General features: G+C 37.3%; 20 protein-coding genes. 15 read left to right on the plus strand and 5 right to left on the minus strand.

Features of this window, described 5'->3' with window-relative positions; genetic code table 11:
- Nucleotides 1-81 precede the first annotated feature (81 nt).
- Nucleotides 82-1707 (plus strand): S41 family peptidase, encoded by a 1626-nt coding sequence (locus ACFOOI_RS14585; RefSeq protein ID WP_379838739.1) that lies wholly within the window; start codon nt 82-84, stop codon nt 1705-1707.
- 11 nt (nt 1708-1718) lie between these two features.
- Here ACFOOI_RS14585 and ACFOOI_RS14590 read toward each other — a convergent pair whose 3' ends face one another.
- Together ACFOOI_RS14590 and ACFOOI_RS14595 are read right to left on the minus strand one after the other, a co-directional pair.
- Nucleotides 1719-2285 carry a DUF2911 domain-containing protein gene (locus ACFOOI_RS14590; protein ID WP_379838740.1) on the minus strand — a complete coding sequence of 189 codons (567 nt, stop codon included), beginning with the start codon at nt 2283-2285 and terminating at the stop codon, nt 1719-1721.
- 18 nt (nt 2286-2303) lie between these two features.
- Entirely contained in the window at nt 2304-2960 is a 657-nt protein-coding gene (locus ACFOOI_RS14595) for a hypothetical protein (RefSeq protein ID WP_379838741.1), read from the minus strand.
- A gap of 204 nt (nt 2961-3164) precedes the next feature.
- Here ACFOOI_RS14595 and nhaD point away from each other — a divergent pair, with 204 nt between their 5' ends.
- Nucleotides 3165-4427 carry a sodium:proton antiporter NhaD gene (nhaD, locus tag ACFOOI_RS14600; protein ID WP_379838742.1) on the plus strand — a complete coding sequence of 421 codons (1263 nt, stop codon included), beginning with the start codon at nt 3165-3167 and terminating at the stop codon, nt 4425-4427.
- Between the two features lie 77 nt (nt 4428-4504).
- On the opposite strand, the gene ACFOOI_RS14605 is transcribed toward nhaD, so the two are convergent.
- Nucleotides 4505-5809, minus strand: a complete 1305-nt coding sequence (locus ACFOOI_RS14605) for a sulfatase-like hydrolase/transferase (RefSeq protein ID WP_379838743.1) — start codon at nt 5807-5809, stop codon at nt 4505-4507.
- 295 nt (nt 5810-6104) lie between these two features.
- Here ACFOOI_RS14605 and ACFOOI_RS14610 point away from each other — a divergent pair, with 295 nt between their 5' ends.
- The 13 genes from ACFOOI_RS14610 (at nt 6105) to ACFOOI_RS14670 (ending at nt 23235) form a co-directional block, all read left to right on the plus strand.
- Nucleotides 6105-6737, plus strand: a complete 633-nt coding sequence (locus ACFOOI_RS14610) for a 2OG-Fe(II) oxygenase (protein WP_379838744.1) — start codon at nt 6105-6107, stop codon at nt 6735-6737.
- A 251-nt stretch (nt 6738-6988) separates the two neighbouring features.
- The gene (locus tag ACFOOI_RS14615; protein ID WP_379838745.1) at nt 6989-7483 is read left to right on the plus strand and encodes a hypothetical protein; all 495 of its coding nucleotides are present in this window, start codon (nt 6989-6991) and stop codon (nt 7481-7483) included.
- A gap of 159 nt (nt 7484-7642) precedes the next feature.
- Nucleotides 7643-10876, plus strand: coding sequence for a T9SS type A sorting domain-containing protein (locus tag ACFOOI_RS14620; protein WP_379838746.1), 3234 nt, complete (start codon nt 7643-7645; stop codon nt 10874-10876).
- Nucleotides 10877-11693: 817 nt separating this feature from the next.
- On the plus strand, nt 11694-12308 hold the full coding sequence (locus ACFOOI_RS14625) for a TetR/AcrR family transcriptional regulator (RefSeq protein ID WP_379838747.1): 615 nt from the start codon (nt 11694-11696) through the stop codon (nt 12306-12308).
- 168 nt (nt 12309-12476) lie between these two features.
- On the plus strand, nt 12477-13745 hold the full coding sequence (locus ACFOOI_RS14630) for a TolC family protein (RefSeq protein ID WP_379838748.1): 1269 nt from the start codon (nt 12477-12479) through the stop codon (nt 13743-13745).
- A gap of 5 nt (nt 13746-13750) precedes the next feature.
- On the plus strand, nt 13751-14740 hold the full coding sequence (locus tag ACFOOI_RS14635; RefSeq protein ID WP_379838749.1) for an HlyD family secretion protein: 990 nt from the start codon (nt 13751-13753) through the stop codon (nt 14738-14740).
- Nucleotides 14741-14742: 2 nt separating this feature from the next.
- On the plus strand, nt 14743-15660 hold the full coding sequence (locus tag ACFOOI_RS14640) for an ABC transporter ATP-binding protein (protein WP_379838750.1): 918 nt from the start codon (nt 14743-14745) through the stop codon (nt 15658-15660).
- Entirely contained in the window at nt 15650-16399 is a 750-nt protein-coding gene (locus tag ACFOOI_RS14645) for an ABC transporter ATP-binding protein (RefSeq protein ID WP_379838751.1), read from the plus strand. Before ACFOOI_RS14640 ends, ACFOOI_RS14645 begins: the two co-directional genes overlap by 11 nt.
- Before the next feature lie 3 nt (nt 16400-16402).
- Nucleotides 16403-17509, plus strand: a complete 1107-nt coding sequence (locus ACFOOI_RS14650; protein WP_379838752.1) for an ABC transporter permease — start codon at nt 16403-16405, stop codon at nt 17507-17509.
- 38 nt (nt 17510-17547) lie between these two features.
- Nucleotides 17548-18669: an ABC transporter permease gene (locus ACFOOI_RS14655; RefSeq protein WP_379838753.1), complete on the plus strand. Its 1122-nt coding sequence runs from the start codon at nt 17548-17550 to the stop codon at nt 18667-18669.
- Nucleotides 18670-20535: 1866 nt separating this feature from the next.
- Nucleotides 20536-21255, plus strand: a complete 720-nt coding sequence (locus tag ACFOOI_RS14660; protein ID WP_379838754.1) for a 6-phosphogluconolactonase — start codon at nt 20536-20538, stop codon at nt 21253-21255.
- A gap of 141 nt (nt 21256-21396) precedes the next feature.
- The gene (gene arfB / locus ACFOOI_RS14665; protein ID WP_379838755.1) at nt 21397-21810 is read left to right on the plus strand and encodes an alternative ribosome rescue aminoacyl-tRNA hydrolase ArfB; all 414 of its coding nucleotides are present in this window, start codon (nt 21397-21399) and stop codon (nt 21808-21810) included.
- 24 nt (nt 21811-21834) lie between these two features.
- On the plus strand, nt 21835-23235 hold the full coding sequence (locus ACFOOI_RS14670; protein WP_379838756.1) for a pyridoxal phosphate-dependent decarboxylase family protein: 1401 nt from the start codon (nt 21835-21837) through the stop codon (nt 23233-23235).
- A 75-nt stretch (nt 23236-23310) separates the two neighbouring features.
- Here ACFOOI_RS14670 and ACFOOI_RS14675 read toward each other — a convergent pair whose 3' ends face one another.
- Both ACFOOI_RS14675 and ACFOOI_RS14680 read right to left on the minus strand, forming a co-directional pair.
- Nucleotides 23311-23982, minus strand: a complete 672-nt coding sequence (locus ACFOOI_RS14675; protein ID WP_379838757.1) for a hypothetical protein — start codon at nt 23980-23982, stop codon at nt 23311-23313.
- Nucleotides 23983-24088: 106 nt separating this feature from the next.
- Nucleotides 24089-25513, minus strand: coding sequence for an amidohydrolase (locus tag ACFOOI_RS14680; protein WP_379838758.1), 1425 nt, complete (start codon nt 25511-25513; stop codon nt 24089-24091).
- Between the last annotated feature and the right edge of the window lie 30 nt (nt 25514-25543).

A 25543-nucleotide genomic window follows, 5' to 3' on the forward strand; every position in this document is an offset into this window, starting at 1 on the left:
TATAGAATTTAAAACTTTTAATCCTCGTTTTGGCGTTTATTAAGCTAAAAACGGGGATTTTTATATTATCAATACCAATTCATGAATTATCAAAACGATAAAAAAACAATAAGTATACCTTTAGTGGTGGCCATTACTTTGGTGGTGGGCATGTTTATTGGAGCCACATTTTTTGGAAAAAGAACTTCAAGTATAGACTTGGGAAGTAATGTAAATAATAAGTTTAAAGAGATTTTGATGCATATAGACCAAAGCTATGTAGACGAGGTTAGTATCGATTCACTTGCAGATTATGGTATTTCACAAATGCTGTTAAAATTAGATCCCCATACAGCATATTTACCAAAACAAGAAGCCGTTTTGGCCAAATCGGAACTGCAATCAGGATTTGACGGGATAGGCGTGGAGTTCAATATTTTCAATGATTCACTTTTTGTGGTTTCGCCACTTTCAGGAGGACCATCTGAAGCAGTAGGAATTCAAACGGGTGATATCATTTTAAAAGCAGATTCTACAAATTTAACCGGAAGTAAATTAAGTAATACTCTGGTATTCAATACATTAAGAGGACCAAGAAACTCAATAGTCAAATTGACGGTTAAGCGTAAAAACTTCAGTAAGCCGCTGACTTTCAATGTAAAGCGAGATAAAATACCAACATACACAGTAGATGCGGCCTATATGCTAGAAAATAGCAAAATAGGCTATATCAAAATAAATCGATTTGGAGAAACCACCTACGATGAGTTTAAGAAAAGCCTTCAAGACCTCAAAAACGAGGGAATGGCAAGTTTAATCATTGATTTAAGAGGAAATCCGGGTGGATACATGGACAAAGCTACAAGTATAGTTGATGAGCTAGTTGGCGGAAATGAAGTGATTGTATACACCAAAGGCAAAGACAAGTCAAACAACTATACCGTAAATGCAGGCCAAAAAGGGATTTTTGAGTCAGGTAAAATTGTAGTCTTGGTAGACGAGGGCAGTGCATCTGCTTCTGAGATTGTTTCAGGGGCTCTGCAGGACTATGACCGAGCTACAGTAGTAGGAAGGCGTACGTTTGGTAAAGGCCTCGTACAGGCTCCAATTCAGCTCTCTGACGGCTCCGAACTTAGGCTTACCATTTCTAGATATTACATTCCGAGTGGAAGAAGCATACAGAAGCCTTACGAGCTAGGAAACCAACTGGATTATAGAAAAGACATCATGAATAGGCACAATTCGGGGGAATTGTTTTCTAAAGATTCCGTGAAGTTTAACAACAAACAGAAGTATAAAACCAAAGGCGGAAAGGTAGTTTACGGCGGTGGTGGTATTATGCCAGATATATTTGTACCACAAGACACTTCGTATTACAATACGTATTTGTTTGAGCTATTCAACGGGAACATTTTTAGAGAATATACCTTGGAATATGCAGCTAAAAACAAAGTTTCGCTTGAGAAAATGGGGTATGAAACGTATATGAAGACCTTCCAAATTAACGACGCAATGCTAACAGACTTCGTTTCGATGGCGACTAAAAACAAAATACCGTATGTGGCGAAAGACTTCAAAAATTCGAAGAAATATATTCAAACTCAAATAAAAGCTTTGATTGCCCGCAATGTGTGGAAAAGCAAAAATGGGCTAGTCAACGAATATTATCAAATTGTAAATCAAGATGATGATATGGTCAAAATAGCCCAAAAGCAATTAATGAAATAAATCGTTTTAGGTTAAAACGTTATAGGAAAAGAGACACTCGTTTTATCCCAAGCAAGATAAAATGTGGTCTCTTTTTCGTTTTTACCGTCAAAAGTGATGGATAAGTTTTCCACCACGGTATCCAAGGCCACTGGAGTAACTTTAAAAGTCAATACATTTTTTGATTCGTCGTAAGAATAGGCTCCCCATACGTCTAAATCAGAATTTAAGATAACCTCCCAAGAGTCTTTTCCGGGTGTCATAAATAGCGTATATGTGCCAGAAGGCACTTTTTTGCCGTTAATGGTAGCGTCTTTATAAAACTTGATCTCTGGAGCTTCGTTTGCTCCAATACGCCATACTTTGTCAAACTTCACAAGGTTGCCAAATACCTCACGGTTGTTTTTTGCAGTGCGTGAATATGTAATGCGAGCCAATACTTCTTTGCCTACTTTTTTAGGGGCAAATTTACGATCATGAGCAAAATTGTCCGGATAATACGCCATATCCATCGGTGTTTTGTCAAGCGGAGCATACGTTTGTGAAAAGGCAGCATTTGCCATCAAAAGAGCAAGAATACTTAGTTTTAAGGCTTTCATGTATATAGTTTTTATTTGTTAAAATGAATAATTGACTCCTAAATATACCATCGAAGATTTAAATCTAAAGCGGTCGTTTGCTTCAGGCACGGTTTGTACTTGGGTAGAAGTGGTTAGTTCGTTAAATAGATATTGATACGCCAGTTTCACTCCAAATTTTTCTGAAAGTTTTAGCTTAGCATAAAAATGGGAATTCAGAGATCCTCTGTCGTTATTTCCAACCAAAAGTACATTTAAAGCAGTGGGCTTCGCAGCAGTAGCTTTAGATTTTCCGTTAGAAACAAAATTTGGGCTGCCTGTAGGGCCAAAAGAGAAGCCAAGGGCATCGATATTAAAACCAACTTCTATTTTGTTAGTTATGGCATATCCAAGGTTAATCATAGCGTTAAGCGACGTTAAACTCGGCTTTGGTGCAAATAATGAATCTGTGCTAGTTTCTACGGTAGCGAGGCTATTGGGAGCAGAAGTGAAATATATTTCTTTTCCAAAAAATGAGGTTAATCGTACGCCCGTTCCTACCAAAAACTTCTTATTGGCACCCAAACCCCAGTTTTTGTGCAAAGCCAAGCCAGCAGATCCAGAAGACGATCCTGCGGATCCACCAAGTTCCAAATAGGTGTTTTGTCCGTAAGCAGAAACACCGAAAATCATCAATAATAAAAATGTAATTCGCATATGTAATAGGTTATTTTTAATACAAAGAGAATCATTTTCTGTCAAATACAGTGTCGCCAATATGACATAGGGTTTAAAAACTTGAAAAAAATACAGATTTGAATGTATCCTTAAATATTAATCGAAAAAAAACACGAGATATAAGCTAAAATAATACATACATTTGAGGTTAGTTTTTAGTCAAAATCATAATCAATACTTGCTATGGAGCAACTGCTCATTCTCGTGTTTGTGCTTGGATACTTAGGAATCGTATTCGAACACAACGTAAAAATTAATAAAACGGCCTTTGCTCTTTTTACGGGCTCTTTAATTTGGGCCATTTATGCCTTTATCAACCCCGACCACGCCTTTATTGAATCGGAGCTTTCAGAGCATTTAAGTGAGATTTCTTCCATACTTTTTTTCCTGATGGGAGCCATGACCATCGTAGAGCTGGTAGATACTTTCCATGGTTTTGATATTATTACAGACCGAATAAAATCAAAAAACCTCCAAACTCTGTTGTGGATAGTATCGTTGATAACCTTCTTTTTATCAGCTGCTTTAGACAACCTGACCACCACCATTGTGATGATTACCTTGCTTAGGAAGTTAATACATGACCGAGAAAACAGGATGTTTTTGGTCGGAATGGTAGTAATAGCAGCCAATGCAGGAGGAGCGTTTTCGCCAATAGGGGATGTAACTACCACCATGCTTTGGATCGGTGGACAAGTGAGTACTTTTGCCATAATCAAAGAATTGTTTTTGCCTTCGTTGGTTTGTTTGTTGATACCGCTTTTTGTGATTTCATTGAGCTTAAAAGGCAAAACCATAGAAGGAGCCAAAAAAACAGAAGAAAACCACGGTACATCATTCGAAAAGAACCTGATATTTTTCCTGGGAATAGGCGGATTATTGTTTGTTCCGGTATTTAAAACCTTTACGCATTTGCCTCCTTACATGGGTATATTGTTTGTGTTGAGTATTTTGTGGATAGTTTCAGAGTTACTTTCTGCCAAAAAGAAACCCGAACACCAGAAAAGATATTCGATTTATAATGCTCTTTCTAAGTTAGACATAACCACCATTTTGTTCTTTTTGGGAATATTGCTTGCGGTGGCGGGCCTACAGTCGGCCGACTTGCTAAACCAGGCCGCTACTTGGCTAAGCCAGAAATTTGAGAACCAAACCGTAATAGTGACGCTAATTGGACTTTTGTCTTCAGTGGTAGACAACGTGCCTTTGGTAGCAGGAGCCATGGGCATGTATAGCCTAGAAACCTTCCCGATGGACCATTCGTTTTGGGAGCTTTTGGCTTATTGTGCCGGCACTGGTGGCAGCTGTTTAATCATAGGTTCGGCAGCAGGTGTAGCCGCTATGGGGATGGAAAAGCTGGATTTTTTCTGGTACGTAAAAAAGATTTCGTGGTTAGCTCTAATAGGCTATTTTTCGGGAATAGCAGTTTTTATCCTGTTGAATTAAGGTATTTTCCTTAAAACTAAAAGAGCCACGTGAAACATCACATGGCTCTTTTGTCATTTATAAACCTCTATTTTTCTTCAAAGTCCGGTTTTCACTTTCTTAAGTTCATCCAAGTTTATCAAGTCCTCGGCATTCATAGTCCCGCTTATTAGGTTGTTTGACTCCGTAGGGTCTGCCGATATTTTGTAAAAATACTCTTTTCCGTTTTCTAGTTTTATGTATTTGTAGCCGCTGTTTCGCAAGGTGTAGCCATCATTGTTGGTGTTGCCAAATTGCTCGGTATACACATAGTTTCTTTTTAAAGCTGTTTTACTCGTAAAAGTCCCTTTAATACTGTTTCCATCTTTGTAGGAGCTCGTTTTGCCATCGCATAATTCGGCTATAGTTGCAAAAATATCGGGTGCCTGTACCAGGCTATTGTCTGTTTCGTTTTTACGGATAATGTTTTTTCCACTCACTATCAGAGGCGTGTTTACACCACCTTCAAAAAGATACCCTTTTCCACCATGATTGGTGTAAGGCTCCTGCACCACTTGACCGGGTGTGCCGTTGTCGCCAATAAACACAAACACCGTGTTTTCCCTTTTTGTGGCAGGCATGGCAGCTATTAGTCGGGCTATTTCCTTATCCATGGCTTCTATGGCAGCCAAATAATACGGCAAGGGGTTTTTGTTAATATTTGCTTGGGTGTTAGTAAGTGTTTTGTCTGTGATGAGCTCAAGTGGCGGTCTATGAAAAGGCGTATGTGGAGCATTAAAAGCCAGCCAAAGAAAAAACGGTTTGGTTTGTTGACCAATCCACGTGACCGATTGGTTTACGAAATGTGTGGTGCTGTAGGTGCTAATAGTCTCTTGTTTGCCGTTAGAGGTTTGCGTCCAGTCGTAATAATCGTTTACCATACCAGACATAAAACCCGAGAAATATCCCACCTCAAAGCTCTCGGGAGCCGTTAAGTTTGAGTTTTGCGATAGGTGCCATTTGCCAATCAAGGCTGTGGCATAGGCATTAGAGGTTTGAGTCGAAATATACTTTTGTAAAGAAACCTCCGAGTTTTGGAGCACCGCCGTGGGAGGTGTATCTACGCCACCAACGCCGGTTCTGAAGCTGTATTTGCCGGTTATTAAACTCGCACGAGTAGGCGAGCAGACTGGGTTAACCCAAAAATTGGTATAGGTTATACCCGTTTTGGCCAAGGAATCCAGGGTAGGGGTATTAGCCTTTTGGCCGTTATATCCAGCCCTTTTTCCGAAAGCATCCCAGCCCATATCGTCAGCTATTATAAAAACTATGTTGGGACTTCCGTTGGAAGTATCTACCCCGTTTTCAGGAATGCTTACGGCCTTTTTGCAAGCAGAAAAAAGCGGAATTAGTACTGTAAACAAGAGTAGGAAGCTAAGTTTTTTAATTTCATAAACGCTTTGACAACATATCATATAAATGGTTTAACCCGGTTTGCAGCAATTTAAGGTCGAAATAGATTTTTTTATGTATAAATCGGGTTTAACACAGGTAAGTAATCTTTTTTTTGGTTTAAAATGAATGCCGGCATAGAATTCTTGATTTAACACACAGATACCTCAAATTAGAAACCCAAAACCATCGTCTAAAGTTAAATTGTAAATAACCGAAGGAAAGTGTGGAATAGCAGTACCTTTGCCCGCCTTAAAAAGAAATTATTTGACGTATTTTTCAGAAGAACAATGGCTCGCATGGATTGACCAACTATCCGAGGATAATTATGTGATAGTAGACGATTTTTTGCCGGAAGTTCTTTTCAAAGATATCGATGCATTTTTTGTGACAAAAACAGCCGAAGATGTATTTAAAAAAGCTCAAATAGGAACAAACACGGCTTTAACCGTAGCTCCAGACATACGTGGCGACTATATTTATTGGCTTGACCCAGCCGTAGATATCAGCCTGACGCCCGTTTTCGAAATTATCAGGGAATGTATAGAAAAGCTGAACCGATACTGCTACCTCAGTCTCAAAGAATTTGAGTTTCATTTGGCACTTTATCCCGAGAAAACTTTTTACAAAAGACATATAGATCAGTTTAAAAATCGCTCAAACCGCATGATATCGGTGATATTGTATCTAAACAAAGACTGGCAACCCGGCCACGGTGGCGAACTAAAAATATACAAAGACAACGGCGAGGAGCTTGTGGTAAACCCATTGGCAAACCGCCTCGTGATGTTTAACAGTGCCAAAGTGCCCCACGAAGTATTGGTAACCCATAAAACCCGCAGAAGTCTCACAGGGTGGTTACTTTACAAACCAAGCACCATCGGTTTTTTGAAAATATAGGGTGTTTTTTTATAAAATTCCAAATTGCCAAAACACTATTTTAAGCAAGGCCAACAAAGTCAAAAAATAACCATTTAAGGTTACACAAGTAGCTATCATGACATGAAAACTAGCAATACATCTTCGCTTAATTTCAAATCAATAGATTTGATTCAAAATTCTTTACTTACCGATAAATCATTTTTTAAAAAATCAATCCAACGCTTTACCCAAAACCATGGTCTATCAGGCATTAAACAAAACGTAATGTTATGAAAAAACTAATTTTAGTGTTGGCTTTCCCATTGATTTTCGCCTGTGAAAACGACAAAGACTCGGCCATTAACCCAAATTCTGAAATGATCCAAGGAGAAGACTCGGGGGAGTTTCCATGTGTAAACGCACAAGCCGACACCCTCCCTACGCTCGATAGTGCCAAAGCCCTGATAGTAGGAAAATGGCAGCTAAAAGGCATGATTGCCCGCATGGCAAATCCAGAGATACCCAACTACCAAATCGAGTTTTTGGCAGATGGCGGAGTGACGGTGACTTTGGCAGGCAAAAAAGTGTTTTCTGACGCTTACAGTGTCATCGAAGAGACAAGTAACGGCTACAGGAGCCTAAAGCTCATTACAGACAGCCTAATGGACCTAGAAAACCAACATAACATAGTGAAAGGAAACATCCGGATCTGCGAAAAAGAACTGATGCTAGACCAAGGCATAGCCTTTGATGCCCCCGGTTATTTGTTTAGAAAGGTGAAGTAAGAACTAAATACCGCTCATTGAAACCGGAATGTGGACCAAAAGGTCTCGTTCCGGTTTTTTGGTAAAAAAGAATATTTGATAAAATAATAGCCTTAAAATAACATTTTGTACCATTTAGCATTACTTTTTAGTAATCTTGTTTTTTAAATTAGATAATCCATGAAACACACTATTTTATTTTTACTTCTACCTCTTATTTGTTTTTCTCAAAAACAAATAACTGACTATACAAAATTGGTTTCTAATGATAGTAAAATTACCATTTTAGGTGCATATAGGGATCACATTTTTTTCCATAAAACAAATAGTGAAAACGTTAATGAAATTCTAAAAACGCAATCTTCATTAGTATCTCAATATACTTTGGTGGATAGTTTTTTACCAGATACGGAGTTAGAAAAAACGATCGAATTAGCTAATGAGATTTATTTTGTCTTAAATCACAAAAATAAAACTCGCTCATTGTGGAAATTGAATAAATCAAGTGAAAAACTGGTGTTAAGTATTCCAAATATTTTTGGAATTCAGGTTTTTGAATTTAAAGGAAAAGTTTTGGGCTCTGAAAATGATAATATTTATGTTTTAAAAACCTCAAAAGACAAGGAAGATACATTTGAAAAATTTTCTTCTAACATGAAAATTTTTCCCAAAACCACCGAGGGTATTTTGGTTACATACTCGTATGATTTTGAAAAGTTAACTGTTTCGGTTTACGATAGTTTATTAGTTTCATCAAACTTTAAGTTACTAGGTCAAGAGTATAGAAATGTTCATGATATTCAAAAGTTAAACGATGATTACGTAATCACAATTACAAAACATGAAAAAGTTTCTGAGTATAATTACAAGATTTGGTATTTGGATTATCTGTGGTCTTTTAAATCAAAGGAAATTAGGTTTTTAGATCAAAATCAATCTACTAAAAAGCAGTATTTTTATAAAGAGGATGGCCTTCATTCTACTGAATTAGAATTTTTGAGTGATGGCAAAACTATATTTAGAAATAGTATTTTTAATATTAATGGCAAAAAAAATATTTCCGACTCCACATTAACAAATTATGTTAATTATTACCACCCTTGGGGTCTTCTTGGGCCTTCTCTCCAATCATATAAGTTTTCTGAAATTCAACAAATTGAAAATTCATTTTTTTTTGTAGGTAATAATGATTCTTTTCAAAAACCAAATTCGGGAAATATTAACCTTTTACATTTTGATTCAGAATCTAAAACAATTAAAATATACCCGTTAGGCAATAAATCAGAACTTCAAAGTAGTATTTCGTTAAATGCGTTATTTTATTTAAAAAAGGAAGAAAACCTATTAAAAATATATCCAGATGGTGAGGGTAGGCCTAAAGTAGCTTTAGATTTAAAAAATAAAGCAATTGTGAGACTGGATAGTTTAAGCGAGACGTCAAAAAATAACTTTAAAGTTTCTAAATCGGAAGTGTTTGTTGTAGAAGCAAATAAACTGTATGCTCAAAACTTGATTGAAAGAACTAAAAAAGAAATAGTTATTAAAAGTAATGATATTGTTCAATCTAGAATTCTCAAGTATGCAAATACAGCAAACAGGATATTTTTAGCAGTTGAGGAAGATCAAAATACGGTGGCAATATATTGTTTTGACGGGATAAAAATGGATAAATTATTTTCTCGTGAAATGAACTACTTTTACATCTCTCTCTCTGTTTTTGAAGCTTTAGACAATAAAATTTTCATTTCATTTTCAAATTTTCAGTCTAAGAGAATTACGGAGTTTTTTATATACGATTTGGAGTCTTCTTCTCTTGATTTTTTAATAGCTTCTGACAGGTTTTTTAATAATGATGATTACTTAAAGTTTAAAAATGAAAAAATTGACAATAAATATATTTTCTCTCTAAACAATTTCAGTTTACTAACCGATGGTACTAGTAAAGGCAGTAAAATTTTGATACCCGATGAGGTAAATATTAACAATCATTTTATTGCGAACATAAGAGATAAAGGCCTTTTAATTAGATCAGATAGGCGTTATTATTTACATGATTCAAATAGAGGAGATTATAAGGAGCTAGTTGAATTATATGACGCTAATATTATAGCCATAAGTGGTAAATATGTGTATTATTCAAAAGAAAGCCTATTGTTTCGTTCAGACCTTTTGTCTTCGCCTAAGTTATTATACACTTTTAATTCAACAATATCTACTTACAAGGAATATGACATAACACAGAACGAATTTTTGTTGAATGCCAATAATGGGGATTTAATATATTTCAGAGTCACAGATGAGAAAATCATTAAAATAGTAAACGCTACAAATATTGGGTCAAATGGACCGTTTTTTTATAAAATGGAAAAAGGCCAGGTTGAATATCTATTTGTGACAAGAAATTCACTGGGGGATGTAATAAATTATAAAATATATGATATTAAGACAGAAAAGGTAGTTTCATTTCATGAAAAAGGGTTTAAAAATGGACAGTGGTATTTTTTGGATAATACGGCAAAAAACATATTAGTTAATCAAGTTGAGGATGAGTTAGAGTTTTATGAAGTAAGCAAGGTCGGTTTTGAAAAGGTTTTAATTCTCACCTATGATAATGTTGGCTTCATACATGCTATTCGAAATCACTTTTATGACAAAAACATTTTAATTAATACCGATAGTGACGATAATGAGATGTCAATTATAAATTTGAATAATATTAAAGGCGGGGTTTCAAAAATAAATATTACTGGTAAACTCTCTTTTTATACTTTTTTAGACTCAAAAAGTGAGGAATCATTTTTTGTATTGAATAATCGAAACAATCAAGAACCTGTCAAAGAATTGTGGGTTTCCGATGGCACTGTTAATAATACAATTCAATTATCAAACTATTTTAATTTTGATTTATTAATTGATACAACATTTGGCGATTATTATTATTCGGCATATGATAAATATATTGGAAATGAGTTATTTATGTTTAACAATAATTCAAAAGTGATAAAAAATGTTACGGATATTTATAAGGGTTTAGGAAGTTCATTCCCTCAAAAGCATTTCAAATTAAAAGAGAATATTAATACCATGGCTTTTACTCCTTTTTCTGGTGTTCAGCTTTGGCTTGTTGATAGTACTTCTAATACTAACAGACTGTTATCTAAAAATTCAGAAGTTTCAAATGTAAAAGTATATCCAAATCCAAGTTATGGCCAATTTATTAATATTAGTATTGATAAGTTAGAAGGAAATGAATCCATTAATATTCAAGTGTTTTCTTATTCGGGTCAATTGATTTCTGAAAGTAATATATTGAATAACGAGTCTATTAATGTAAGTACTTTAAATTCAGGCATATATATATTGAAATTTAAAACTAAAAGCCGAATTTTTTATAGCCGAATCGTAATAATGTAGATTAAATATTTCATTTAAAATCATCAAAAACATGTAGCATTTTTGTTTGTATTAATGTTAAAGTGTGAATTGTAATGGTCGAAGTGGTTCTAAATAATTATTAATACGTAATCACAAACCTCTTTCAAGTGATTGCGGTATCATGATATATAAATGACTATACCGCAAAAAAGTTCGGTATTTCTCCTCCGTCGTTTTCAGCAAAAGTAAGTCGTAAGTTATTTAGTCCTGATGATTTGGAGCGGCTATTAAAAATCATTTGTATAGAAGACGTGGAGGAGTTTTTTATGCTAAAATGAATAAGAGACCTTAAGAACGAGGAGAATGTTTCTTTAACCGACGCTGAAAAAGAAAAGGGATTGAAATAGTCTTTAAATAGTAATTTTTGAAAGAGGTTATAAAATTGCCTATTAAAACCTAAATGGCAATAAATGACGTGGTTTATCACCTAGAAAAAGCCGAAAAACTTCAAGACAATCCAGTAATTATCAAACTAATGGAGGGCCAAAAGTCAAGTGAAAACTACTGATAGGATAAGGGTTGAAACCTACAGAATTGGCTTGGAAATAACCGAACCACAAATAATAATAAGTGTTTTGAGTGGGGTAGGTATCTACAAAAAGTTACCGACTAAGTGAAGATTATCAATTCTATAGGTAATAAGGAAAATTGCTTTTTAAAGATTTCATGTAAGCTGAATAACACCCAATTCCCTCATTTTCAGTAAAAAAACGAAAAAACATTTTGATTTCCCAAAATCAAAACTACATTTGTATCACAGTTAACCAAATGGTTAAACCTTTCGGATAACACAAACATGGAGGAAACTCAAAACACAGAAGAGAAAATTTTAGCAGCTGCCGAAGAGGTCTTTATGAAGGCCGGCTACGACGGTGCCCGCATGCAGGAGATTGCAAACAAGGCCGAGATAAACAAAGCCATGCTACACTATTATTTCCGCTCAAAAGACAAACTCTTTGAAAAGATATTTGACGGAAAAGTAAAGCATTTTTTCCCCGAAATAAGTGAGGAACTTGATAAAAACCAGACTTTTATCCGTAAAGTAGACTTCATGATTGATGCCTACATTTCGCTTATCATCAGGTTTCCGTACATTCCTTTGTTTGTGCTCAATACCGTAAACAAAGACAACGGAGCCAGTTTTATCACCAAGTTGCCCATCAGTTTAATCAAGAAAATTTCAGGAGAATACATGGCCGCTTTAGAAAAAGGAGAAGTCAGAAAAGTGGATCCTTTCCAGTTGGTTATTTCTATACTTTCTATGTGTGCGTTTCCGTTTGTGGCTCGCCCCATCATCATGCAAGCGGGCAATCTGACTAAAGCGGAATTTAATCAACTCATGGAAGAGCGAAAAGCTGAACTGAAGCGGTATTTGAGGTTTATTTTGGTGGAAGGGGAGTCTAGAATTTAATGGTGAATGGTGAATGGTGAATGGTGAATTGTGGATGTTGAATGCTGAATGCTGAATTCGGTGTTACTCTTGGCTGAATGTTTTGCTTTGCAAAGGAAGGTCTGGTTGGGAATTTGGCGTGAAAATGCTTTTAAATAGAATTTGGAATAATATTAAAATGCGATATAGATGATGAAAAACAGTTTTTTGATGACGCTCGTGCTGCTCGTGGCTTTTGGCGGTGCGTATGCTCAGGAGGTTTCGCTTGAGGACTTGCTGCAGAAGGCAAAAACACACAGTCCACAGTCTGAGACGCTGCCTCTGATACAGCAAGCGGCAGATGCTCAGCTAAAAATGCTCAATGGCAACTATTTGCCACAGGCAGGCATAAATGGCCAAGCTACGTGGCAGTCAGAGGTGACGAGCATAAACATTAGTTTGCCGGGTGTGTCTATATTGCCCCCGCCCAAAGACCAATACAAAATAACGCTAGACCTCAACCAAAGTCTGTACGACGGCGGCATGGTGGCCAAGCAAAAAGAACTCACTAAGGCTCAGCAGCTAAGCGAAGAGAAAAAAGTACTTACTGACTTACAGCAGATAGACGAGCAGGTGAGCAACCTCTATTTCGGAATTTTACTTTCTATCAAACAGAAAGCGAATGCAAAATTGATGCTTAGCGAAATAAACGACAAAATAGAAAAAGCCCAAGCGGGTCTCGCTAACGGTGTGGCCATAAGAGCCAATGTGCTAAACCTACAAGCCAAAAAACTGGAATTGGAACAGCAAATAGTAGATATAGCCAACAGAAAACTTTCTGCTGTACAGGCACTAACGCTACTTACGGGTCAGCCAATCGATGTTTCCGGAAATTTTGCAGAGCCGAGCCTCATGACTTTGGCTTTAGAAGAAAACAAACGCCTGGAGCTTGATTTTTTAGATGCCCAAGCGAACACGCTCAAAGCATCCGAAGATGTAATTAGAGCCAAAACAATGCCCAAGTTGGGTCTGTTTGCCACCACAGGGTACGGTCGCCCGGCTTTAAACTTTTTAGCCCGTGACTTTAAACCCTACTTTATTGGGGGTGCACAGCTAAAGATTCCGCTGAGTCAGTTGTATAATAACAGCAGCAGCCAAGAGATTCAGCAGCTAAAAATCAATCAATTAAAAATTGACAAACAAAAAGAGAACTTCTTGCTGATAAGCGACATCAGAAAGTCAAATCAGGTAAACGAAATAGACCGCCTAAAGGCTCAAATAGAAAGCGATAAAGAGCTAATCGGCATAAGAGAACAAATCAGAAAAGTGGCGGATGCACAATTAGAGAACGGCATCATTACGGCATCTGATTACCTCACCGAACTTAACAAGGAAGACACCGCCAAGCAGGCACTAGCTCTTCACGAGGTGCAATTGATTCAAGCAAAACAAACATTAAAACTCATTTTAGGACAATAATTATCATGAAGAATATGAATATGAAAAACGTATGGGTGAGCATGCTGCTTGCAAGTTCACTTTTGGCATGCAAGTCGGGCGAATCGGAATATGACGCATCGGGAGTTTTTGAAGCCACAGAGACGATAGTTTCTGCCGAGGCAGCAGGAAAAATAATCACCCTAAACCTCAACGAAGGTGATGAGCTTACGGCCGGTCAAGTGTTGGGTGCTATTGACTGCGAAAACACCAACCTCCAAAAAGCCCAAGTGGAGGCAAGCATAAAGGCTTTGGCCGCTAAACAAAACAGTGCTACGCCTCAAGTGCAAATATTAACGGAGCAGTTGGCGTCACAACAGAAGCAGATTTTGACCCAAAAACAACAGCTAACCTTGTTAATCAGAGAAAAAAATAGAGTGGAAAATCTAGTGAAAGCCGAGGCTGTGCCTACCAAACAGCTAGACGATGTAAACGGCCAAGTGGATGTGCTAAAAAAACAAATAGACGTGACTGAAAGCCAGCTGAATATCACGCGTCAGCAGATTTCTTCTCAAAAAGAACAAGTAGCGATAGGAAACAGAGCCATTATGAGCGAAGTGGGCCCCTTAAACGAGCGACTGGCTCAAATGCAAAACTTAGAAAGTAAGTGCAGTATAGTAAACCCAATAGTGGGCACAGTATTGACTAAATACTCAGAAGCAAACGAAATGGCTTCACCAGGAAAGGCACTTTACAAAATAGCCAACCTAAACGAAATGGTACTACGTGCCTATGTAACTGGCGACCAACTGGCAGCCATTAAAACCAAACAGCCGGTAAAGGTTTTGGTAGAAGACGGCAAAGGCGGTACGAAAGAGTTGCCTGGAACTATAACTTGGATTTCGGACAAAGCGGAGTTTACGCCCAAAACCATCCAAACCAAAGACGAAAGAGCCAACCTGGTTTATGCCATAAAAGTAAGTACTAAAAACGACGGATTCTTAAAATTAGGAATGTACGGTGAACTCAAGTTTTGAGCATGGTAAGTATCAAAAATATATCAAAAACCTACCAAAAAGGTACAGTTTCGGCATTAAAGCACATAAACTTAGAGATTAAAGAAGGTGAACTTTTTGGTCTTATCGGTCCAGACGGTGCCGGCAAAACCTCGTTGTTTAGGATTATGGCTACCCTGCTGCTACCCGACGAAGGCACAGCCACCGTAGCAGGATTTAATGTAGTAGAAGATTACAAAAACATTCGTAAAATAGTGGGGTATATGCCCGGCAAGTTTTCGCTCTATCAAGATCTTTCGATAGAAGAAAACCTGAATTTCTTTGCAACGGTTTTTAACACTACTTTAGAAGAAAACTACGAGCTCATTAAGGACATTTATGTGCAGATAGAGCCCTTCAAAAAACGATTGGCAGGGAAACTTTCGGGTGGCATGAAACAAAAACTTGCACTCTGCTGTGCACTCATTCATGAGCCCAAAATCTTACTACTCGACGAACCCACCACAGGCGTTGACCCTGTTTCTCGTAAGGAGTTTTGGGATATGTTAGACAGGCTAAAACAAAAAGGCATAACCATAGTGGTATCTACGCCTTATATGGACGAGGCCAGTCGCTGCGATAGAATAGCGTTGATACAAAAAGGAGAGATACTTGAAATAGATACCCTTGAAAACATTATCGAGAAACACAAGCAATCGCTTTTTGCTATCAAAGGCGATAACCGCCACCAGCTAATTACTGATATTCGATCTTTCGGAGAAACGGCTTCTTGCTTCGCTTTTGGAGAAGAAAACCACGTGGCATTTTTAGGAGGGCAAGACCATTCAAAAGACCTGTTCGCATTTTTAAAACAAAAAGGACACCAGGAGCTGGCCATACGCTCAGTAAGGCCCGACATAGAAGACACGTTTATTAAACTCATGTTAGAGAATGAGCAATAAAACAGAAATAGTAATACATACGCATAATCTCACCCGAACTTTCGGCGACTTCACTGCTGTGGATGCCATTAGTTTTGATGTAAAAAAAGGTGAAATATTTGGTTTCCTAGGAGCAAATGGTGCAGGAAAAACTACCGCCATGCGAATCCTGTGTGGGCTTTTGGCTCCAAGTGGGGGCGAAGCCACCGTGGCGGGTTTTGACGTTTATAAACAGAACGAAGAAATCAAAAAGCACATTGGATATATGAGTCAAAAGTTTTCTTTGTATGAAAACCTAACGGTGAAAGAAAACATCCACTTCTTTGGCGGTATTTATGGTATACCGAGGCCTATTTTAAAACAAAAAACAACAGAACTAATAGAAAGGCTAGGGCTTGAGTCTGAAGCCAATAAGCTAGTAGGTTCATTGCCACTCGGCTGGAAACAAAAAATCTCGTTTTCGGTAGCCATTTTGCACGAACCCAAAATCGTATTCTTAGATGAACCCACGGGCGGGGTAGACCCGATAACCCGGAGGCAGTTTTGGGACTTAATCTACGAAGCCGCCGCAAAAGGCATCACGGTTTTTGTAACTACCCACTATATGGACGAGGCAGAATACTGCGATCGAGTTTCTATTATGGTCGATGGTGCCATAGCAGCTCTAGACACGCCTGAGGCTCTCAGAAAACAGTTTGGAGTTGCAGACATGAACGGAGTTTTTCTTCAATTAGCACGAAACGCCCAAAGGGGAGAATAAATCATGAAAATATTTTTCGCATTCGTAAAAAAAGAGTTTTGGCACGTATTACGTGATACCAGAAGCCTAATTATATTGCTCGGGTTACCTGTAATGATGATGCTGCTTTTTGGCTTTGCACTGTCATCAGAGGTAAAAAACTCCAACATCGCCATTTTGGATTTTTCAAAAGACGCCGCCACAAAAAAACTGATAGACAGACTTGATCAAAGTCAGTATTTCTCGGTAAGACATATACTCACCGACGAAAAACAAATAGAGCAGGCATTTAAGAAAGGAGAAGTTAGAATGGCTGTAATTTTCCCTCAAAACTTTGAGTCTGGGTTAATGCATAATAAAAAGGCTCAGGTAAGGCTGATAGGAGATGCATCTGACCCAAATACATCTAACATTGTAATTAACTACGCTTCGGCCATTATTCGCGACTATCAGAACGAGGTTTTTGGGTTACAAAAAATGCCGTATCAGATTTCGGTAGAAACCAGGATGCTTTATAACCCACAGCTCAAAAGCTCGTATAATTTTGTGCCGGGAGTTATGACGCTCATTTTGATGCTTCTAGGAGCCATGATGACCTCCGTATCTATCGTAAAAGAAAAAGAGATGGGAACCATGGAAATTCTCCTGGTGTCGCCCATGAAACCCTTGATGGTTATATTTAGCAAGGCTGTACCTTATTTGGTGTTGTGTTTTGTAGATGTAGTTTTAATATTGCTTATGGCAGTTTTTGTGCTGGATATGCCCATAGCCGGAAGTTTGGTTTTATTATTGGCAGAGAGCCTTTTATTTATTCTCACTACGCTATCATTGGGTTTATTGGTTTCTACTATTGTGGACTCGCAACAAGTGGCAATGTTTATTTCATTGGTAGGTTTTTTAATGCCTGCTTTGATTTTCAGTGGCTTTATGTTTCCAATAGAAAACATGCCCAAACCTATGCAAGTAATGAGCAATATTGTGCCCACCAAATGGTATTACAGCATAGTGCGTGCCATTATGGTTAAAGGTCTTAGGTTTGAATATGTGTATAAACAAACGCTTATTTTGGTGGTGATGACGGTTGTGTTTTTAGGAGCGTCTATAAAAAAATTCAATGTTCGTTTAGGGTAAATTTGTTTACAAGTTGCCCTTAGTTTTAAAGAAATTATATGAATAATTTATTGTTTTTACTTCAAAAAGAGTTTCTCCAAATATTCAGAAACCCAACCATATTAAGGCTGATAATTATCATGCCGGTTGTGCAGCTCATTTTGATTCCCCTAGCGGCTGACTACGAAATTAAGCATATTTCTATATCGGTAGTAGACCTTGACCATTCAACGTATTCTAAACGGCTAATCAATAAACTGTCTGCTTCAGGATATTTTCAGCTTAAAGAGTATGGTTCTTCATATGAAAAATCGCATGAGACAGTCGGCAATGGAGAAACAGACATCATACTTACAATTCCCCAAAATTTTGAAAAAGACCTTATTAAAGAAAACAAGAATAAGATTCACTTAGCTGCCGATGCAGTAAATGGAATTCGAGCAGGGTTAGGAACCGCATATGCTGGCCAGATCATAGGTAACTTTAACCAAGAAATCAGAGATGAGTTAGTTCAGATGCCCCGGTTTGTAGACCTGCCACAAATAGAAATAACTTCGGCAAACTGGTACAATCCACATTTTAGCTATTACCTGTTCATGGTGCCGGGCATCATGGCGATCCTTATTACCATGGTTGGTAGTTTTTTAGCAGCATTAAATATAGTTGCCGAAAAAGAAATAGGAACAATAGAACAGCTAAATGTAACGCCACTAAAAAAACACGAATTTATACTCGGGAAGCTCATACCATTTTGGGTTTTAGGTTTAATATCAATTACAATTGGGATCTTAGTGGCATTTTTAGTTTTTGGAATTGTGCCCGTGGGCTCATTTATAACGATATACGTTTTTTCTGCTGTGTATCTTTTGGGAGTTTTGGGTATCGGTTTGTTGGTTAGTACCATATCTGACACGCAACAGCAAGCCACACTTTTCGCCTTTTTCTTCATGATGATTTTCATTCTATTGGGGGGACTTTATACTCCGATAGAAAGTATGCCAGATTGGGCACAGTGGCTTACCAAAATTAACCCACCGGCTTATTTTATTCGGGTCATAAGAGCCATTTATATCAAAGGAAGCAGTTTCTCAGACCTACTTCCAGAGTTTTATGCCATGATTGCCTTTGCAGTTGGTTTTAACTTCTTAGCTATCAGAAACTATAGGAAGCGAAGTGCGTAGGGAGGGTTTGTTATTACCATAATACCGCCCCGCTGGGGCTTTTGTGATTAAGAAAAACTAACTGGCTTGTTATTAACATTTAGCCCCTCTGGGGCAATTTCTTTATTAAATATTCAGGCCCATCGGGCCGTCATTTTGGTAAAATGGAGCAGGTATGGAAGAGCAAAAAGCCCCATCGGGGCGACATTTTTAGAGGATAGAAATTATAACAAGAATATTAAATACCCCATCGGGGTAATACATGAATTGCAAAGAATAATAAATACCCCATCGGGGTATAATATTAATAGCAAAATGAAATAAATCAAGAAAGAAAATTACCCCAGCGGGGTAATACATAATCATCCTAAGGTTTTCTCGATGCAATGGAAGATGATAAAAATAAATGTCTATCACGATTTGAAAAAAAATCACGAATGCATATCTCCAAACTAAAATGTCGCTCCGCCTGGGCTAAAAAAATATCTTGTGGGGTTTGTTTTTACCAAAATATTGCCCCACTAGGGCTTTTGTGGTTAAGAAAAACAAGCAGCCTTGTTATTAATATTTAGTCCTTCTGGGGCAAATGTTTTATAGTATTACCGGCCGTTTGGTATTGCTAGTTAGCTTCTCTTCGGTAATTCTTTCATTAAATATTCAGGCCCATCGGGCCGTTATTTTGGTAAAATGGAACAGGTATGAAAGAGCAAAAAGCCCCATCGGGGCGACATTTTTAAAGGATTTAAATTAAAACAAGAATAATAAATACCCCATCGGGGTATAATATTAATAGCAAAACGAAATAAATCAAGAAAGAAAATTACCCCAGCGGGGTAATACATGAACATACTAAGGTTTTCCCGATGTAATGGAAGATAAAAAAAGAAAATGTCTATCACGATTTGAAAAAAAATCGCAAATATATATCTCCAAACTAAAATGTCGCCCCGATGGGGCTAAAAAAATATCTTGTGGGGTTTGTTATTACCATAATACCGCCCCGCCGGGGCTTTTCTAGCTAAGAATAACAATCAGCCTTGTTATTAATATTTAGCCCCTCTGGGGCAATTATTTACATGTTTTTTGCTTGTTTTTTTATTAATATATTGCCTCTCTGAGGCAACTGTTTTATGGTTTGTGGGCAGTTTGTTACTAACATGTAGCCTCACTAGGCAACTGTTTTAAGTTTTCTAGGATGTACGTTTTTAAAATTTAGCCTTTCTAGAGCAATTTTTTTATGGTTTTACTTACTGTTTGGTATTACTGATTAGCTTCCCTTTGGCAATTCCCTCATTTAATATTCAGGCCCATCGGGCCGTCATTATGGTAAAATGGAACAGGTATGGAAGAGCAAAAAGCCCCATCGGGGCGACATTTTTAGAGGATTGAATTCAAAACAAGAATAATAAATACCCCATCGGGGTATAATATTAATAGCAAAACGAAATAAATCAAGAAAGAAAATTACCCCAGCGGGGTAATACATGAATAGCAAAAAATAATAAATACCCCATCGGGGTATAATATTAATAGCCAAATGAAATAAAGAAAGAAAGGAAATTACCGCAGCGGGGTAATACATGAATAGCAAAGAATAATAAATACCACATCGGGGTATAATATTAATAGCAAAACGAAATAAAACAATAAAGGAAATTACCCCATCGGGTTTATACATGAAAAGCTAAGAATAATAAATACCCCAGCGGGGTAATACATGAACATCCTAAGTTTTTCCCGATGTAATGGAATATGAAAAAAGAAAATGTCTATCTCGATTTGTAATGATATTTATAAATTCATATTTCTAAACCTAAAAGCCGCCATATTGGGGCCTTTGTTTTTTTTCCCACAAAAAGCAATTAGTTTTAGTATTTAAATACAAATATGGATACTAGAATTTTTGAGAATAAGGATGCTTTGTCAGAAGCGGTCTGTGATTATATTTTAGAATTGATTATAGCCAAACCGAATGCCACCATCGTGCTAACCTCTGGCGATACTCCAAAACAAGCCTATGCACTTTTGGCACAAAAAGCTACTGCAGACATGTTTAAGAATGTGTTCATTATCGGCCTTGACGAGTGGGTTGGGATTCCGCCTACAAGCTCCGGGAGTTGCAGGTATATCGTAGAAGAAAACCTATTAAAACCGGTGGGTATTTCTAATCAAAACTATACCTTTTTTGATGGACTTACCACTGACCTTCAGTCCGAATGTAAACGTATCGACAATTTGATTATTGGTCGCGGAGGTTTGGATTTTATTCTATTAGGCTTAGGTCAAAATGGGCATTTAGGTCTAAATGAACCTGGTAGTTCATTTGATTTATATAGTCACGTGAGTATTTTGGCAGAAGAAACAATTAGTGTGGGTCAAAAATATTTTGAAGGAGAAACTGCTCTTTCGAAAGGCATTACGATAGGTATAAAGCATATTTTAGAAGCTAAAATCGCCATGGTAATAGCAAGTGGAGCCTCTAAAACAAACATTGTAAATAAGCTATTAAAAGAAGAAATATCTCCCTATATTCCTGCTACGGCTATGAAGTTACATAACAAGGGCTTACTTTGGGTTGATGAAGAAGCGTCTTCTAAAATTAAATAGCGAAGTTTTTTAAGTTAAGTAATTGTTTTTAAGCGATTAGGTTTCTTCATGTTGAAATTATTCAAAACAGAAACATGTTAGCTTTTATAAACTCTTTGGAAGAAGTAATTCTTCTAACCTTAAATGTTGATACTTTTACAGATGAGAAACATAAATAACCTAGATTTTGAACCCGAAATAACGTATTCTACTGCACGTAGTGGCGGACCGGGAGGGCAAAATGTGAATAAAGTAGAAACCAAAGTTTTGCTTAGATTTAATGTGGAGAAGTCGGAGTTATTAACAGATGAGGAAAAACTGTTAATATCACAAAAGCTTAAAAACATGATAAATCAAGAAGGAGAGCTGCTGCTTACCGCCCAAGAAAATCGCTCACAAATAAAAAACAAAGACATAGTTTTTAAAAAGTTTTTGGAAGCATTAGAGTCTGCATTAAGGAAACCTAAAAAAAGAAAACCATCTAAGCCCACAGGTGCAAGTGTAATGAAGCGGTTAAAGTCCAAAAAAACACATGGAGAAAAGAAAGCTCTAAGGGGTAAACTCAAAGATTTTTGAAATATATAAAACTGAAAAATAACAGTGAACCAAGAATTAGAACAAGATTTAAAAAACATAGATTCTTTGCTTAAAAAAGCAAAATTGCAAGGCCTAGCATTTCTTGAAAGTCTTTCTGAGCGACCAACGTCTGTAAACCAAACTGTAGTACTTAATTCTAAACTAAACGAGATTGGAATAGGGGCGGAAGCGAGTTTAAAGTTATTTAACGAAAAATTTGAAATACTAATGGTCAGTTCGGCAGGGCCAAGGTTTCTGGGTTTTGTCACAGGTGGAGCCACTCCTGCAGCTATTTTAGGAGATTGGCTGACGACAATTTATGATCAAAACACACAATCGACCAAAGGTCAGGGGGATATTTCGGCTATTATTGAAATAGAAACCATTAAGCTACTTCTTGATTTATTTGACCTTCCTGATAACTTCATTGGCGGGTTTGTAACGGGTGCTACCATGTCTAATTTTACGTGCTTGGCCGTGGCGAGACAGTGGATAGGCAATCAAAATGGGAAAGATTTCGCTAAACATGGGGTTTCGGGAGAAATTAAAATCTTTTCGGCTACTCCACATTCTTCTGTTGTTAAGTCGCTGTCAATGCTAGGTATTGGGAGTAACAATTTTATAAAAATCAAACTACAAGAAGGAAATAGAGAAAGTATAGATTTGGATGATTTAGAGAATCAAGCGAAAGCTTTAAATGGACTGCCATTTATATTGATTTCGAGCGGAGGTACAGTAAATACAGTAGATTTTGACGATTTTATGGCTATCGCCAAGCTTAAAGAAAAGTATAATTTTTGGTGGCATATAGATTCTGCTTTTGGGGCATTTGCTTCGTGTTCGCCCACATATAAGCATTTAATGAGTGGTTGGGAGTTAGCCGATAGCATTACAATCGACTGCCATAAGTGGCTTAATGTTCCTTACGAAAGTGCCATTTTTTTGGTTAAAGAAAAACATAAAATACGCCAAATAGAAACTTTCCAAAACTCGAATGCTCCTTATTTAGGCAATACATTTGAAGACTTAAGTTATCTCAATTTTTTACCAGAAAACTCAAGACGTCTTAAGGCATTGCCCGTTTGGTTTACTTTAAATGCATACGGAAAAAAAGGGTATCAAGAAATTGTCGAAAACTCAATTGAGATGGCAATAAGTTTGGGTGAGTTTATTTCTGAAAGCAAGGGTTTTGAGTTATTGGCTCCTGTTAGGCTTAATAATGTATGCTTTACTTTACGAGGTGATGAAAACCAAAACAAGGTATCAGATTTCCTGTTTCGCTTAAATCAAACAGGAAAGGTATTTATGACGCCAACTGTCTATAATGGCAAAAAAGGAATAAGAGCGTCTTTTGTAAACTGGCGAACTACTCAATCAGATATAGAGATTATCAAGTCTGAGATGCTAAAGTGTTTAAATTTCTAAAAAAGTTAGGTGTCTGAAAATAAAATAAACAAGGCCAAATAAGGGAGCAAGTAAACTACCCTTATTTGACTTTTTTTACTCCATCATTTCTGCATGACCTATCAGGTTGATGACATCTTCCATGTTTTTTATTTTAACTCTTTCTTCGTCTATGTATTTTTCTAGTTTATCAGCTTTGTCAGGGAAAAGAGCTAACACTGACTTTTTGTTGGTTTTGATTTTGGTCAATTGATTGTTTTCATTTGCAAAATAGAAAGACTCATATGGCTCGAACTTAACACTAACGTTTGCCTCATTAAAATTCCGTTTTTCTAGCGTTTTATATTGTACATATTTTAGCACTTTCGAGTTTGGACTCATGTAAAGCACCTGGTAAAATGTATATTCTGTTTGATTGTCAATGGCATAAAAGCCGCTTTTAAATAAATATCCACGACCTACTGTAGTATCTCCTAAAATAAATGAGTTAACAGGCTTATCAAAAGTCATGGGCTGTCCGTCTTTTTTCCATTCCAATCGCTCGTTATATCCGTTATAGTTAATCGGCAAATAATCAAAAGTGTCATTGCCGTAAATCACCTTTCCGACATTCCAGTTTTCTTGCACATAGGCTTGATCGCCATCAAAAAGTCGTAGCTGTTTAGTGGTAACCCTATTGGTTGAAGTGTTAGCCAAAATATTGCTATCTTGACCAAAAGAGGCAATAGAATAGGATAAAAAACACGTGGCTATTATAAGTTTTTTCATGAAAATAAAGATATGGTTATGAGCCCCAAATGTATTAAAACATGTTTGGAAACCCAATTTAAGAGCTTCTTTTAGGGTATTTTTTGTTTAAAAAGCCTATGTCTATTCACTTTCTGTAGTCAAGCGGCGGTTTTCTGTCTCCTGCCAATGACTTGTATTCAAACTTCTCGCTTCCTCTTTTTTCGTATAATTCTTTTTTAGCAAGTTCAATTTTCGAAGTGTTTTTAAATAAGTCCTCAGCCGTTAAAGCGATGGTTTTAGCCGCGTTTAGCATTCCTTTGTGGCCAATACTCATTCCATTGCAGGCTACTGCTTGCCAGCTATGTGCGGGCACGCCAGGCACCCAAGTAGCAGTCGATAGGCCAGCAGTAGGAACTACCCAACTTACGTCGCCCACGTCAGTAGAAGCAGGAAAAGATAATCCCGAAACATAGGGCTTTACTTCGCCAGCAGTGGATAGTGCTACCAATGAATTTGAGAATACAGTTTTTCTTATTTCGTTTGCAAAGGCAGTTTCTTCGGCGGTGTATGTAAGGCCACCCACTTTTTCTAAGCTCTTTTGCATTTCTTTGGCTAAGGTTTCATTTGGCAATAAGTTATAAAGTCCGGCCAATATTTCGTAGTTCATTTTGGTTTCCGTACCCAGTGCGGCTGCCTCGGCCGTTTTTATTATCCGCTGCCAAGTTTCTTCTAGGCCCTTTGCTGTAGGGTTTCTTACGGTGTATTCCACCATGGCATAGTCTGGTACGATATTGGAGGTTAAGCCTCCATTTTTTATTACATAATGAATTCTCGTTTCGGGCGAAATATGTTCACGCATGAGGTTCACCATATAGTCCATCGCTTCCACTGCATCTAAAGCCGAGCGTCCTTTTTCTGGACTTGCAGATGCATGTGCGGCCACGCCTTTAAATTCAAAATTTGCTACTCGATATGCCAAAGAAGAGTTAGGACTAGCATTATTATTGTCGCCCGGGTGCCAATGTAAAACTGCATCTATTTCATTAAATACTCCTGCTTTTACTAAATATGTTTTACCGCCGCCTGCACCTTCTTCAGCAGGAGTGCCTATGAGTTTTATTTGACCTTTGATTTTGTTTTTCTCCATCCAATTTTTGGTAGCTATTGCAGCAGCAACTGATCCCACACCAAACAAATTATGCCCACAAGCATGCCCATATTCGCCTGTTACTTTTGGTTTTCTAAAAGGTACCGCTTCTTGTGATAGCCCAGGTAGTGCGTCCATTTCGGCTAATATTCCGATGGATGGGTACCCTGTACCGTAGGTGGCCACAAATGCCGTTTGAATTTCGCCAACTCCCATTTTTATTGTAAATCCAGCATTTTTAAGCTCGTTTATGAGTGCCTCACTTGTTTTGTTTTCTAAATAACCCGGTTCGGCCCAAGTCCAGACTTTGTCTGACAGATCTGTGTAGTGTTTTGCGTTTTTATCGATGTAAGTTTCTATTTCGGATTGGGAGAAACAGAGGTTTGACAGTAACAGTAAGACTAGCAGTAGGTTTGTTTTCATAATTAGTTTATAGTTTGGTTTTTAAACGGA

It is taken from the genome of Lacihabitans lacunae, from assembly GCF_042649125.1.
In the GTDB taxonomy this organism is placed as follows: Bacteria; Bacteroidota; Bacteroidia; order Cytophagales; family Spirosomataceae; genus Leadbetterella; species Leadbetterella lacunae.